Source organism: Rhodothermus marinus (assembly GCF_009936275.1).
GTDB lineage: Bacteria > Bacteroidota > Rhodothermia > Rhodothermales > Rhodothermaceae > Rhodothermus > Rhodothermus marinus_A.
Window position 1 is genome coordinate 627,088 of record NZ_AP019797.1, and the last position, 12,478, is coordinate 639,565.

Here is a 12,478-nt window from a genome sequence, read left to right on the forward strand (position 1 = left end):
ACGAAAACGACCGGAACGGCCATGATTCCGCAGACCTTCGCATACAGAAAGGCGCACACGATCGACGAAGCGCTCGCGCTGCTCCGGGAGCACGGCGACGAAGCCAAGGTGCTGGCCGGCGGCCACAGCCTGATTCCGCTCATGAAACTGCGGCTGAGCACGCCGGAGCTGCTCGTCGACATCGGCGGCATCCGGGAACTGACGGAGATCCGCGAACGGGACGGTCGCCTCGAGCTGGGAGCGCTCGTCACGCACCGGACGATCGAATTTTCCGAGCTGCTCCGGCAGAAATGCCCGGTGCTGCCCGAAGCGGCCGCGCAGATCGGCGATCCGCAGGTGCGCAACAAAGGGACGATCGGGGGCAGCCTGGCCCATGCCGATCCGGCCGCCGACTACCCGGCCGTCGTGCTGGCACTGGATGCCGAAATCGAGGCGACCGGGCCGGACGGCCGCCGCACCATTCCGGCGCGCGACTTTTTCCAGGGGCTTTTCACCACGGCACTTCGGCCTGGCGAGCTGCTCACGCGCGTGCGCGTGCCGGTGATGCCGCCGCGCAGCGGCGCCGCCTATCTCAAGTTCCCGAACCCGGCCTCGCGCTACGCCGTGGTGGGCGTGGCGGCTTTCGTCAAGCTGGCACCCGACGACACGTGCGCCGAGGTGCGCATCGGGATCACGGGTGCCGCGGCGGCCGCCTTCCGGGCCACCGAGGCCGAAAAGCGGCTCGTCGGGAAGACGATCGACGAACGGACGCTGGCCGCCTCGCTCGAAGACATGGTCGATCCCGACGACCTGCTCAGCGATCTGGCCGCCAGTGCCGAATACCGGGCGCACCTGTGCCACGTGCTTGCGCGGCGGGCGCTCCGGCAGGCCTTCGAGCGGGCGCGCGGCTGACCCTCGTTCCGGCCCGGTGAACCGGCTCCCGTAGCCTGGCCTCAGGTGGAAAATACCCGCCCTTCAACCAGCCCGGGCCGCCTCGCGCTGAAGCGCCTCGTAGGCCAGGCGGGCCAGGCCGCCGGCGATGTGCACGTTGCGTTCCGAGGGCTCTTCCTGCTCCAGCCGCTCTCGGACGGCCTCGGTCGAGGCCCGGAGCAGGTTGCGCGTGGCGGCCGTCGAAAGCCCCAGAAAACGGGCGATTTCATCCACCGAGCGATGATGCTCGGCTTCGAGCACGACGGCATAGGCGGCCTCCATCAGGCTGGGCAGCCAGGTCAGGCGTTTCCGCTCGAGCAGACCGCGTGGGCCGCCCGCCAGTTCAATGGCTTTCAGAAACACCTGCAGCGCGCGCTGGTCCAGATCGACCGGTTGCGGAGTGACTTCGACCGGCATGGCTACGTCTGGTAGTTGGGTTCGACGGATGCTTCCTGATGGAATGTCTGCAGGCTGGGGCCGATGCGGACCAGCCCCGTCGGGGTGATTTCCAGCAGGTGCGTGCTGGTGTCGTGCCCGCACAGCCGGCAGCCGTCGATCCGAAAGAGCCGGACCGTCTCGCCGATGGGCACGCGGTAGAGCCGGGCCTGCTGGGCGCTGGTGATGGGTTGCTTGGCCAGCACCAGCGTACCGTCGAGAATATGGCCTACCGCATAGCCGCCGGCCGCTTCGGCCGTGAGCAGTTCGTGACCGCTGCGCTTCTGCGAGACGAGCAGCGCCGTCTGGTGCCATTTTTTGAGGAACGTGAAGATCGGCCGCACCACGTCGCGGGCCAGCATTTCGCGGGCTTCGTAAAGGCCTGTGATCGAGTCGATCACCACGGCCCGTACGTGGTAGGTTTTGATGGCGTGCGCCAGCGTGTTGAACAGCGTGGGAAGGTCCTGCGTCAGGATCGTGTGCGTGGCCGCATCGACCAGCACGATCCGGTCTTCGATGGCGTTCCAGTCGGCGCCCATGGCAGCGGCCCGCGTACGCAGACCCATCGCCACGAACGGCGCCGGGCTCTCGGTGGTCAGAAACAGGCACACCTGCTCGCGCCGGGCCTGCGCGACGGCGAACTGCTCCACGAGCAGGCTCTTGCCGGTGTCGGCCACACCGGTTACCTGCAAAACGGCATAGCGAGGAATGCCCCCCAGGGGCTTGCGCACCGGACGACCTTCTCGCCACTCCGTCGTGAAAAACAGTTCGTCCAGACCCTCGACGCCCGTTGGGACGCCCTCCAGAGGCGGCGCGGCGGCGGCCGCATGCCGCAGCGATACGATCGCTTCGACCAGCGGTCCGGCCTCGCGCGAAACAGCTCCAGCCATAAAAAAGCTACCGGCTGTTTGGGCAACCGGTAGCTCGAACGTCGTTGTGCCAAAATCGCTTCAGCGCCTATGTAATGGCTTTGTAATACGTTAGGTGGTGGCAGCTTCTTCGTCGGTGAAGATGTCGCCCTCGACGGCCGCGTTTTCCAGTGCGGGCGTGTGCAGCAGCTCGATGCGGTGGAGCGCCGAGTAGTACCAGGGCCGCTCGGGGAGGCGGTGGGTGGGCAGCCATTCCCAGGAGCGCATCGATTCGATGTAGCCCCAGTTGACGTAGGCGCTGAAATCATCGATCAGATCGGTGAGCACGACGCCGCTGTCGAGCAAGAAGCGCTGGATTTGTGCCCATTTCTCGTAGCTCGACTCTACGTGCGTCAGCCCGAAGTAGCCCGCGCATCCCGGGCCGCGCAGTGCCAGCAGCCCGCGCTCGATCGTCGTTTTGAAGCCCAGAAAACTTTCGGTCGGGTCGGTCATGAACGTGTCGAACTTCCGAAGCCACGAAGTGGGAAGTGGTTCGCGCAGATCGTAGCGAACGGCTTCGAGCCGGTCGAGCCCCTCGCGCCGGGCCACGTCGTTGATGAACTGAATCAGCCGGTCGTCGATGTCAACGGCCAGTACGTAGGCCGGTGCGCCGGTCAGCGCCGCGGCGATGCTCATCAGGTCGTCGTCGCCCAGGACGAGCAGTTGCTTGCCCTCCAGATCGCCCCGGTGCCAGGCGAACGCAATGCGCGCAAGGGTGGTCGCTTCGGTGACGAAGCCCTGGTCGTAGTCCTGAATGGCCTCGGGGCGGTGCCGACAAATTTCCGCAAAGCGTTCGACCACGTCGTCGGGGAGCGTGCGATAGTCGACGCTCCGGCCCTCGCAATGCACACAGGTGGCCTCGCGGACGGGGGCCGCGCCCAGTGCCTGGGCCAGCGCCTGACCACTTTCGGTCAGGCGCAGCGCGCCATCGTGCGCCTCCAGCAGACCCTCGGCAATCAGCTGATGCCAGAAGGCACTGAGCACCCGCAACGGCACGCGGCTCATCCGGATGGCGTCCCACAGATTGTCGGTGGTCAGCAGGGCCGCCAGTGCCCGCTCGGCGTCGCGCTCGGTGAAGGGCACCGGCACCTGCTGACGGACCGTTTCCAGCAGACGATCCCGCAGTTCGACCGCTGAGGTTTCCGGGAAGGTTTTCGTATGTGGCATAACACAGACCGGTTGTTTCGAGGGTACGCGTAAACGAATGCCTTAAGGCAAGGATGGCAATGAAGCCATGATCGACAGGAGAATCGGTAACTTACGAACCTTCAGCGCCTGAAACAACCGACTGCATGACCATATTTTGCATACGAGGCGAATTTTTCCGAAAAAGTGGATTGCGGACGAACGTTGCCGACGTGCTCCAATCCGTTGATAACGGTCCGGTGTCAACCGCCTACAATTCGATCGACTCGTTGCCCTGTGGTCGTCCGCGCGAAATACCTGAACCTGATCCGTAGGTACCCGCCAGCAGATGCATGAAGCGCATGGCTTGTCGGAGCAAGAATGAGGCCACATCCCGGATGCCCGACGCGAGCCGTGGACACGACTGGCGGAAAGGTGTCGTTTGCCTGGCAAGGGCGCACCGCCAGCTCAGCCTCGGGCGGGGTTGAATGAGGGCCAGCTACTGACGGGCGAGAACTTCCCGGGCACTCTGAAGCGCCGTGACTGCGTTCGGCCATCCGGCGTAAAAAGCCAGATGAACGATGGTGCTGATCAGTTCGCTCGGGGAAACCCCGTTTTGCAGCGCCAGGGCAAGGTGCGATCGAAGCTGGTCCGGCCGGTTCAGGGCGATCAGCGCCGCCACCGTGATCAGGCTCCGATCCCGGGGTGAAAGCGTCGGATCGGCCCATACCCGGCCGTACAGCACCCGGTCGGTTAACTCGGCCAGTTCGGGTGCGATTTCGCCAAAGAGTTGCTGCGCCCGAGAAGGCCGAAGTTCGCCCGCGGCGGCTGCGGCACCAGCCAGCGCTTCGGCGTACCGGGCATCGGTAACCGCCTCCATCCAGGTGGTCGCCGCTCCCGTTTCGGGGCGTTCCACCAGGGCCACGTGCGTCAGACGGGTGTCGGGGAATGCCCCGTGCCAGTGCTTGACGCCGGGCGGAATCACCACAACGTCCCCCGGCCGAATTTCCCGGGCCGGTCCGTTCCATTCCTGAACGATGCCTCGACCGGCCGTAACGACAAGGATCTGGCCGAGTGTGTGGACGTGCCAGTGCGTTCGGGCCCCCGGTTCAAAAGTGACCGTGGCTCCATAGGTGCGTGCAGGCGAAGCGGCCTGAAAATTTCCCCCCACACGGGCGACCCCTGTAAAATGCTGCGCCTGCGCCGTATCCACCGGAGCAACACCGCTTATGACCCGGATCGCGCCCTGTCCGTGGGATGCGTTTGCGAGCATTGCACCGGTCAGGATCAGCAAAACGAGCAATCGCACCATGTCGCCTTGCAGGTTGGTCAGCTCATTCGGTCAACCCCTTCTGCTGGAGCCATTTGAAAAGGTGGTCCGCAATTTCCACGTTGTTCAGGTCGGACATGGGAAAGTGGGTGTTGCCGTGAATCCCGATTTTCGGTAGTTCGATCAGCGTAACATCTCCGCCGTGGCGGTTGACGGCCTCCTGCCACAGGCGGGCCATGGCCAGAAAAGCCCGCCACTGATCCTGGCCCGGGTAGGGCGACGGTTCCTCAGGGATATTGTCGCCGTAGTAAAGCAGAATGGGGATCCGGGTCAGTTGTAGAAAATCTTCCAGCGGGGCCGACGTAGCCCACGCCTGGCCTCCGGCAAACGGAATGGGTTCGGGCACCTCTCCTTCCGGAAAGACGAAATTGCTACCGGGCTCGAAGGAGACGATGGCCCGAACGTTCGGGTTGCGCATGGCCACACGCCATCCCAGACCGCCGCTTGCTGAGTGCGTGACCAGAATGGCCGGGCCGATGCGGTCGAACAGGGCCGAGACGGCCTCGACGAACACCGGAGGTTCGTACGGGCCGGTGTTCGGCGTGATCTGACGAAAGAACTGCTCCAGCGCCTCCGGATCGCGCGAAAACTGCACGTTGGGAAAGAATTCCGGCCAGATTCCCAGGCGGAAGATGCCAAACCAGAACGGTTCGTCCGGTGTGGCCTGAATCGTTGTGGGCTGGGTGCTGCGACCGGCCCTTCCCCGGCGTGGCTGATCGATCAGGTAAACGGCAAAGCGACGGCGCAGGAACAGGTTCTGAAAGCCTTCCCGGCCATCCGGCGTCGTCTCCCAGGTTTTGGCCGATTGGCCGTAGCCGTGCCAGAAGACAAGCGGCAGTTTACGTGCGTCGGCCGGAATCTGATAGAACACGTAGGCGTGGTCGCCGTGCAGCGTCTGGCCCTGAGGGTCCGGCCCGGCCGGATTGAAGGCCCCCTGGCGTATGGGGTCAAACGTACCCGGGGCCGAGATGACCGTCCCGCCTACGAAAAAGCTCCCCTGTTCCTGAATGATCAGCGCGGATGGATCAACCCGATGCCTTCCGCATGCGCTGAGAAGCATTACGGAAAGCAGCGTAAGCGCGCCGCCTCTGAAGAAGGTGGGTTTCATCGTTCGAGCAATCGGGTAAAGGCCAGGGTTCCCAGTTTCCATCGGTTGTTTTCCCGCACGTACACTTCGGTCACCATGAAAGGATTGGTCACCTCGTTGCCGCCCACGACGGCATCCAGGCGAATGCGATTGAGCAGGACGGCAGTAGTCGGCGAAAGAAACCGTACGGACACCTCAAAAATCTCGGCATGTTTGTAGTGAATGCGGCCGGTTCGAATGACTTCGAGTTCCTGTTCACGAGTCAGCGTGCCGCCCATGTGCACGAAGACCGCCTCCGGATGGAACAGCACCTCCAGCGAGTCCACCAGCCGATCGGCCATCCATTGCCATTTCTTCTGCGACAGGGTAATGATTTCTGTGGCGGTGGCCTCCGAAGTAGCTCCGGCAGGCTGCTGGGCATAACTGCTCGTAACCATCCAGAACAAACAGCAGGGAAGCAACAGGCGAACCATGGCAGCTCGATTGGTGGGTGGCCGGATACGCTACAAGCATAGCAAAACGTGCGCAATACGAGGTATAACAATTTTCCCGAAGTATTGGACGATCTTCCATATCCGCACCGTGATCGATAGGGAAAACGGCGGGGGGGACTGTCTCCTGAAAAAAGACTTGCCGGAAAGAGGCCGGCGTGTTAACCTTCCCGACAGACACCTGAACCCGTCGTTTGAAGCACCATGCGCGCGTTACGCCTGCTTGTGCTGAGCCTGTTCTGGAGTGGCTGGTTGTTCCCTGCTGTGGCACAGCCGGTGGACCGGGCTCGCGAGGACTCGCTCATCGAAGCGTTGCTGGTCCGCATGACGCTCGAAGAAAAGCTCGGCCAGCTCACGCTCTACAACGGCGGCATGGCCGAAACTGGTCCGGTCGTGCGCGAAGGCGAGCCCGACGCCATACGTCGCGGCCGCGTGGGCGCCGTGATGAATTTCTTCGGGGCCGAGGCCGTCTGCGCCATGCAGCGCCAGGCCGTCGAGGAGAGCCGGCTGGGCATTCCGCTGCTGTTTGCGCTGGACGTGATCCATGGCTTTCGGACGATTTTTCCGGTGCCGCTGGCCGAGGCGGCCACGTTCGACCCGGCGCTGGTCGAGCAGGCGGCCCGCGTGGCGGCCGTGGAGGCGTCGGCGGTGGGGCTCAACTGGACGTTTGCGCCGATGGTCGACATTGCGCGGGATGCCCGCTGGGGCCGGATCGTCGAGGGTAGCGGCGAGGATCCGTATCTGGGCGCGGTGATGGCGGCGGCGCGCGTGCGGGGCTTTCAGGGGCGCGATCTCCGGGATCCGACGACGATTCTGGCCACGGCGAAGCACTTTGCGGCCTACGGGGCGGCCGAGGCCGGACGCGACTACAACACGGTGGATGTTTCGGAGCGGACGCTTCGGGAGGTGTATCTGCCGCCGTTCGAGGCGGCGGTGCGCGCCGGGGCGCTTTCGATCATGTCGGCCTTCAACGAGATCGGGGGCGTGCCGGCCACGGCCAACCGCTGGCTGTTGACCGACGTGCTCCGCAACGAATGGGGCTTCGAAGGGCTGGTGGTGAGCGACTGGACGGCCATCTGGGAGCTGCTTTTCCATGGAATTGCGGCCGACAGTGCCGAGGCGGGGCGCAAGGCGCTTGAGGCGGGGGTGGACATGGACATGGTCAGCGGGATTTACGTGCGGAAGCTGGCCGAGGAGGTGCGCGCCGGACGGCTTCCGGAGGCGGTGGTGGACGAGGCGGTGCGGCGCGTGCTGCGCGTGAAGTATCGGCTGGGCTTGTTCGAGGATCCCTACCGCTACTGTCGGGACGTCAGCCGCGAGCAGGTGTTGCTGTCGCCGGAGCACCGGCGGCTGGCGCGGGAGGTGGCGCGTAAGGCGATCGTGCTGTTGAAGAACGAGGGGGAGCTGTTGCCGCTGGCCGACACGTTGCAGCGGGTGGCGGTCATCGGGGCGCTGGCCAACGATTCGGCGAGTGTGCTGGGGCCGTGGGCGGCGGCGGGGCGTCCGGAGGAGGCCGTGACGATTCTGGAGGGGATCCGGGCGGCGCTCCCCGGGGCGACGGTGCGCTACGCGCCGGGTTATGCGGAGGTGCCTCCGGGGAGTTTTCAGGAGATGGTGGCGGCGGCGTTGAGTACGGACACGAGCGGTTTTGCGGAGGCGGAGGCGGTGGCGCGCTGGGCGGAGGTGGTGATTCTGGTGCTGGGTGAGCACCGGGAGTTGAGCGGGGAGGCGGCCAGTCGGGCGTCGGTGGAGCTTCCGGGGGTGCAGCTGGAGCTGGCGCGGCGCCTGCTGGCGCTGGGTCGGCCGGTCGTGGTGGTGTTGATGAACGGGCGGCCGCTGGCGATTCCGGAGCTGGCCGCTTCGGCACCGGCGATCGTGGAGGCGTGGTTTCTGGGGACGGAGATGGGGCACGCGGTGGCGGACGTGCTGTTCGGGAAGGCGAGTCCGGGGGGACGGCTTCCGGTGTCGTTTCCGCGGGCGACGGGTCAGGAGCCGCTCTACTACAACCACAAGCCGACGGGACGGCCGCCGCGGGCCGAGGAAAAATACACGTCGAAGTACGTGGACGTGCCCTGGACGCCGCTGTATCCGTTTGGGTACGGGTTGACCTACACGACGTTTGTGTACGACAGTCTGCGGTTGAGCCGGACGCGGCTGGGTTTGGACGACACGCTGGAGGTGGTGGTGTGGGTGACGAATACGGGTCGGCGTCGGGGGGAGGAGGTGGTGCAACTCTACGTGCGGGACGAGGTGGCGTCGGTGACGCGTCCGGTGAAGGAGTTGAAGGGCTTTGCGCGGGTGGAGCTGGCGCCGGGCGAGACGAAGGCGGTGCGGTTTCGGTTGCCGGTGCGTGCGCTTCGGTTCTGGGGTTTGGAGGGGGGCTGGGTGGTGGAGCCGGGCTGGTTCACGCTGTGGGTGGGTCCCTCGTCGGCCGAAGGGCTGCAGGCACGGTTCGAGGTGGTGGCCTCGGATTCGTAAACAACGTGACTTGCGGGGGGTGAAGCTCGGCGCTGGCAACACAATGCCGCCATGCGGAAGAACCGAATCGTCCGTTATGCTTCTGATCTGATTTTTGAGAGCGGTTGAGGGGGCAGGGTGACGACGGGCCGGGACGAAGCAGGTCGGCGCAGGCGCAGCAGAAACAGCACCAGCAGGATGAGACCGTAGGCCAGCGGCGGGCGCCAGTCGAACTTGACGGCCCACCAGTAGTGCAGCACGCCCAGCACGGCGATGGCATAGACCAGCCGGTGGAGACGGCGCCAGGTGCGTCCGCCCAGGCGGCGGATCCAGCCGGCCGTCGAAGTAACGGCCAGCGGTACCATCAGGCCGTAGGCCAGCAGCCCCACGGTGATGAACCGGCGCTCGAGAATGTCCCGGCCGATCTCGCCCCAGTCGAAGAACTGGTCCAGCCAGAGGTAGAGCAGCAGGTGGATCGAGGCATAGAAGAAAGCGGCCAGCCCCAGTCGGCGCCGCCAGCGGATCCAGCCGTTCCAGCCCGTCAGGCGCCGGAGCGGCGTGATGGCCAGCGTGGCGAGCAGAAAACGGAGCGTCCAGCGGCCGGTCTGGTGCGTGATCTCCTGGATGGGGTTGGCGCCGAGCCGATCCATCCAGAGTCCCCAGGTCAGGTAGAGCAGCGGCGCGGCCACGCCCAGCCAGACCAGCCCGTTGAGCCAGGGTGTCAGCCTGCGCATCAGAAGTACTTCCTCAGGTCCATGCCTTCGTACAGGTGCGCCACCTGGTCGGCGTAGCCGTTGAACATCAGCGTCTTGCGCTTGCGGAATTCCCCGATGCGGCGTTCGGTTTTCTGACTCCAGCGCGGGTGGTCCACGTTCGGGTTGACGTTCGAGTAGAAACCATACTCGTGCGGCGCCGCCTTCATCCAGGTGGTGATCGGCTGCTTTTCCACGAAGCGGATGCGCACGATCGATTTGATCGACTTGAAGCCGTACTTCCAGGGCACCACCAGCCGAATCGGAGCGCCGTTCTGATTGGGCAGCATTTTGCCGTAGAGTCCGACGGCCAGGATCGTCAGCGGATGCAGCGCTTCGTCCAGTCGCAATCCCTCGACGTAGGGCCAGTCGAGAATGGGGGCCTTCTGACCGGGCATCTGCTCCGGATCGTACAGCGTGGTAAACTCGACGAACTTCGCGCTGGCCATGGGTTCGGCCCTTCGGATCACCTCGGCCAGCGGAAAGCCCAGCCAGGGGATCACCATGGACCAGCCCTCGACGCAGCGGAGCCGATAGACGCGCTCTTCGAGCGTGTAGGGTTTGACGAAATCCTCCAGCTCGTAGGTGGCCGGTCGGTGGCAGAGCCCTTCGACACGGATCGTCCAGGGGCGTGTGCGCAAACGGTGGGCGTTGCGGGCCGGGTCGCGTTTGCCCGTGCCGAACTCGTAGAAGTTGTTATAGGTGGTGATGTCTTCGTAGGAGGTCCAGGGCTCGTCGGTGTCGTAGGGCCCGGGGTTCGCCTTGTGGCGTACCTGCTGGCCTTCGGCCCGGCAGCCCGGCGTCAGCAGTCCGGTGAGGGCCGCTCCGGCCAGCAGCCCGGCCTGACGCAGCCATTCCCGGCGGTTCCAGTACAGGCGCTCGTCGGTGATCTCGGACGAAGGAATCGGCGTTTCGGTGCGGATCAGCATGACGGTCTGCTTTTTACGGGCAAAGCCCGGTCGGTCTCGGAGTTCCTGACCGGGTTAGTGGCCGGCCGGACCTTTTTGTTACAGGACCATTCAATCGACGAAGCGCGGGCGTGAAGCGGCCACGCCAAAGCCCAGCATCAGGAGGGTGACGCCCAGCAACATCCCGAGTGATGCGGTAAATCGATGCGTCTGGTCATAAAGGAAGCCAAAGGCCGTCGGTCCGACGGCGGCCAGCAGGTATCCGATCGCTTGGGCCATGGCGGAAAGATCCGCTGCACGCAGGGGAGTGCGGGTGCGCAGAGGAAAGAGCGTCATGGCCAGCGAAAAACCCATGCCGGCCCCGGCGCCGGCCAGGATGGCAGCGCTCCAGAGCATCACCCCCTTGCCGATCATAAAGCCGACCACGCCGGCTATGGTCAGCAGACCTGCTGCGAGGGCCAGGGATTGTTGATGCGGCCGTCGCTCGGCCAGCACAGGCGTGATGAACAGCAGCGGAAGCTGCGCCAGCAGAAAGGCAAACAGGATCCAGCCAGCTGTTGTGGCCGAAAGGCCGCGATCCTGTGCCAGGGCGGGGATCCAGGTGATCATGCAGTAGAAAAAGAAGGACTGCAGGCCCATGAACAACGTGACCTGCCAGGCCAGCGCGGAGCGCCAGGGCAGGGATCGCCGCGTTGGTTCAGGAGACGTTGTCGGAGAAGAACGACGTGCTGGCGGAATCCAGAGCAGGGCCGCCACAAAAGCCAGCAGGGCCCAGCAGCGTAAAGCTCCCTCCCAGCCCAGTCCCCAGGTTTCGGCCATCGGTATACTGAGTCCCGAGGCCAGCGAAGCCATCAGGTGCATGGTGGCCAGATAAAGGCCGGTCAATACGCCCAGGCGGGCTGGGAACGATTCTTTGACGACGGCTGGCAAGAGCACGTTGTCGACAGCGATAGCAACACCTACCAGGAGCGTTCCGATAAACAGGTAGAAAGGGGCCGGAAACGGCCGGACCAGTTCGCCTATGGTCAGCAGTATCATCGAGAGCAGCAGCACGCGCGCCATTCCGAACCGTGCAGCCAGTCGGGAAGCCCCGAACGAGCCCAGCCCGAAAGCCAGCAACGGTAACGTCGTCAGAAGACCTACGGCCGTATGAGAGAGCGAGAGGTCGCGTTGCAGGTGCGGAATGAGGGGACCCACCGCCGTAAGCGGAGCGCGTAGATTGGCGGCGGCTGCCAGAACGCCTGCAACGATCCATCCATGCTGGATCTGCACATCAGATTCTACAGATCGCATGGCAGGTACCGACCTGTTCGGTTTACGATGTGTTTCGAGTCGGCCGGGAAAGCTGTCGCTCCAGTACGGGGCGCAGCACGCGCCAGACGTTTTCGGCCACGATGCGCTGCCCTTCGGCCGTGGGATGAATGCCGTCGGCCTGGTTGAGCTCGGGCACGCCCCCGACGCCTTCGAGCAAGAAGGGAATCAGGTGCGCGTCGTTGGCACGGGCCAGCTCGGGATAGATGGCGCGGAAGGCGGCCGTGTAATCGGGGCCCAGGTTGGGGGGCAGTTGCATGCCGGCCAGGATGATGTCGGCGTCCGGGTAGCGGGCCCGCACTTTGTCGATGATGCCCTGCAGGTTGCGGCGTGTCACTTCGGGGTCGATGCCGCGCAGCCCGTCGTTGGCGCCCAGTTCCAGAATGAGCACATCGATGCGTTCGCGGAGCAGCCAGTCGATACGGCGCAGACCGCCGGACGACGTCTCGCCGCTCAGTCCGGCGTTGATGATGCGCACGGGCCATCCCAGCGAATCCACTTTGCGCTGCAGGACGGCCGGAAAGGCTTCTTCTGGCGACAGGCCGTAGCCGGCGGCCAGACTGTTGCCCAGTACGAGCACGTTGATCGTGCGCTCCGCGCGGGCGGTGTCGCGGGCGGCCGGGGCCGTCGTATCCGGCGAAGCTTCAGGGCGGGGCGATTCGGACGCACCGCCGCAGGCAGCCAGCAGCATGAGCAGCGGCAAAAGGAGCAGTTTCAGAACCGAATCGGTCGGACCGGTTATAAGGAGGTCGAATCTGTGCATCA

General features: G+C 64.8%; 12 protein-coding genes. 2 read left to right on the forward strand and 10 right to left on the reverse strand.

Features of this window, described 5'->3' with window-relative positions; genetic code table 11:
* Positions 1-21 precede the first annotated feature (21 nt).
* Complete coding sequence (locus GYH26_RS02795; protein ID WP_012843044.1) at positions 22-891, forward strand: FAD binding domain-containing protein; 870 nt, start codon at positions 22-24, stop codon at positions 889-891.
* Positions 892-954: 63 nt separating this feature from the next.
* On the opposite strand, the gene GYH26_RS02800 is transcribed toward GYH26_RS02795, so the two are convergent.
* The 6 genes from GYH26_RS02800 to GYH26_RS02825 form a co-directional block, all read right to left on the reverse strand.
* On the reverse strand, positions 955-1,326 hold the full coding sequence (locus tag GYH26_RS02800) for a hypothetical protein (RefSeq protein ID WP_012843045.1): 372 nt from the start codon (positions 1,324-1,326) through the stop codon (positions 955-957).
* Between the two features lie 2 nt (positions 1,327-1,328).
* Entirely contained in the window at positions 1,329-2,234 is a 906-nt protein-coding gene (locus GYH26_RS02805) for a KaiC domain-containing protein (protein WP_161540401.1), read from the reverse strand.
* 90 nt (positions 2,235-2,324) lie between these two features.
* Complete coding sequence (locus tag GYH26_RS02810; protein ID WP_161540402.1) at positions 2,325-3,419, reverse strand: bis-aminopropyl spermidine synthase family protein; 1,095 nt, start codon at positions 3,417-3,419, stop codon at positions 2,325-2,327.
* Positions 3,420-3,876: 457 nt separating this feature from the next.
* Complete coding sequence (locus GYH26_RS02815) at positions 3,877-4,689, reverse strand: (R)-mandelonitrile lyase (protein ID WP_161540403.1); 813 nt, start codon at positions 4,687-4,689, stop codon at positions 3,877-3,879.
* Between the two features lie 22 nt (positions 4,690-4,711).
* Positions 4,712-5,815, reverse strand: coding sequence for an alpha/beta hydrolase (locus tag GYH26_RS02820; protein ID WP_161540404.1), 1,104 nt, complete (start codon positions 5,813-5,815; stop codon positions 4,712-4,714).
* Positions 5,812-6,267: a nuclear transport factor 2 family protein gene (locus tag GYH26_RS02825; RefSeq protein ID WP_161540405.1), complete on the reverse strand. Its 456-nt coding sequence runs from the start codon at positions 6,265-6,267 to the stop codon at positions 5,812-5,814. Before GYH26_RS02825 ends, GYH26_RS02820 begins: the two co-directional genes overlap by 4 nt.
* Positions 6,268-6,489: 222 nt before the next feature.
* On the opposite strand from GYH26_RS02825, the gene bglX reads away from it, so the two are divergent.
* Positions 6,490-8,763: a beta-glucosidase BglX gene (gene bglX, locus GYH26_RS02830; protein WP_161540406.1), complete on the forward strand. Its 2,274-nt coding sequence runs from the start codon at positions 6,490-6,492 to the stop codon at positions 8,761-8,763.
* A gap of 74 nt (positions 8,764-8,837) precedes the next feature.
* On the opposite strand, the gene GYH26_RS02835 is transcribed toward bglX, so the two are convergent.
* The 4 genes from GYH26_RS02835 to GYH26_RS02850 form a co-directional block, all read right to left on the reverse strand.
* Positions 8,838-9,476, reverse strand: coding sequence for a sulfite oxidase heme-binding subunit YedZ (locus GYH26_RS02835; RefSeq protein WP_161540407.1), 639 nt, complete (start codon positions 9,474-9,476; stop codon positions 8,838-8,840).
* Positions 9,476-10,423 (reverse strand): protein-methionine-sulfoxide reductase catalytic subunit MsrP, encoded by a 948-nt coding sequence (gene msrP / locus GYH26_RS02840; protein ID WP_161540408.1) that lies wholly within the window; start codon positions 10,421-10,423, stop codon positions 9,476-9,478. Before msrP ends, GYH26_RS02835 begins: the two co-directional genes overlap by 1 nt.
* A 90-nt stretch (positions 10,424-10,513) precedes the next feature.
* Positions 10,514-11,695, reverse strand: a complete 1,182-nt coding sequence (locus GYH26_RS02845) for a CynX/NimT family MFS transporter (RefSeq protein ID WP_161540409.1) — start codon at positions 11,693-11,695, stop codon at positions 10,514-10,516.
* 22 nt (positions 11,696-11,717) lie between these two features.
* The gene (locus GYH26_RS02850) at positions 11,718-12,476 is read right to left on the reverse strand and encodes an arylesterase (protein ID WP_161540410.1); all 759 of its coding nucleotides are present in this window, start codon (positions 12,474-12,476) and stop codon (positions 11,718-11,720) included.
* Positions 12,477-12,478: the final 2 nt, after the last annotated feature.

Bases quoted from the DNA above. Each gene is read 5' to 3' on its own strand.
- GYH26_RS02800 (WP_012843045.1), bottom strand. From the start codon at position 1,326: ATGCCGGTCGAAGTCACTCCGCAACCGGTCGATCTGGACCAGCGCGCG.
- GYH26_RS02820 (WP_161540404.1), bottom strand. From the start codon at position 5,815: ATGAAACCCACCTTCTTCAGAGGCGGCGCGCTTACGCTGCTTTCCGTA.
- msrP (WP_161540408.1), bottom strand. From the start codon at position 10,423: ATGCTGATCCGCACCGAAACGCCGATTCCTTCGTCCGAGATCACCGAC.
- GYH26_RS02850 (WP_161540410.1), bottom strand. From the start codon at position 12,476: ATGCACAGATTCGACCTCCTTATAACCGGTCCGACCGATTCGGTTCTG.
- GYH26_RS02795 (WP_012843044.1), top strand. From the start codon at position 22: ATGATTCCGCAGACCTTCGCATACAGAAAGGCGCACACGATCGACGAA.
- GYH26_RS02845 (WP_161540409.1), bottom strand. From the start codon at position 11,695: ATGCGATCTGTAGAATCTGATGTGCAGATCCAGCATGGATGGATCGTT.
- GYH26_RS02805 (WP_161540401.1), bottom strand. From the start codon at position 2,234: ATGGCTGGAGCTGTTTCGCGCGAGGCCGGACCGCTGGTCGAAGCGATC.
- GYH26_RS02835 (WP_161540407.1), bottom strand. From the start codon at position 9,476: ATGCGCAGGCTGACACCCTGGCTCAACGGGCTGGTCTGGCTGGGCGTG.
- bglX (WP_161540406.1), top strand. From the start codon at position 6,490: ATGCGCGCGTTACGCCTGCTTGTGCTGAGCCTGTTCTGGAGTGGCTGG.
- GYH26_RS02810 (WP_161540402.1), bottom strand. From the start codon at position 3,419: ATGCCACATACGAAAACCTTCCCGGAAACCTCAGCGGTCGAACTGCGG.
- GYH26_RS02825 (WP_161540405.1), bottom strand. From the start codon at position 6,267: ATGGTTCGCCTGTTGCTTCCCTGCTGTTTGTTCTGGATGGTTACGAGC.
- GYH26_RS02815 (WP_161540403.1), bottom strand. From the start codon at position 4,689: ATGGTGCGATTGCTCGTTTTGCTGATCCTGACCGGTGCAATGCTCGCA.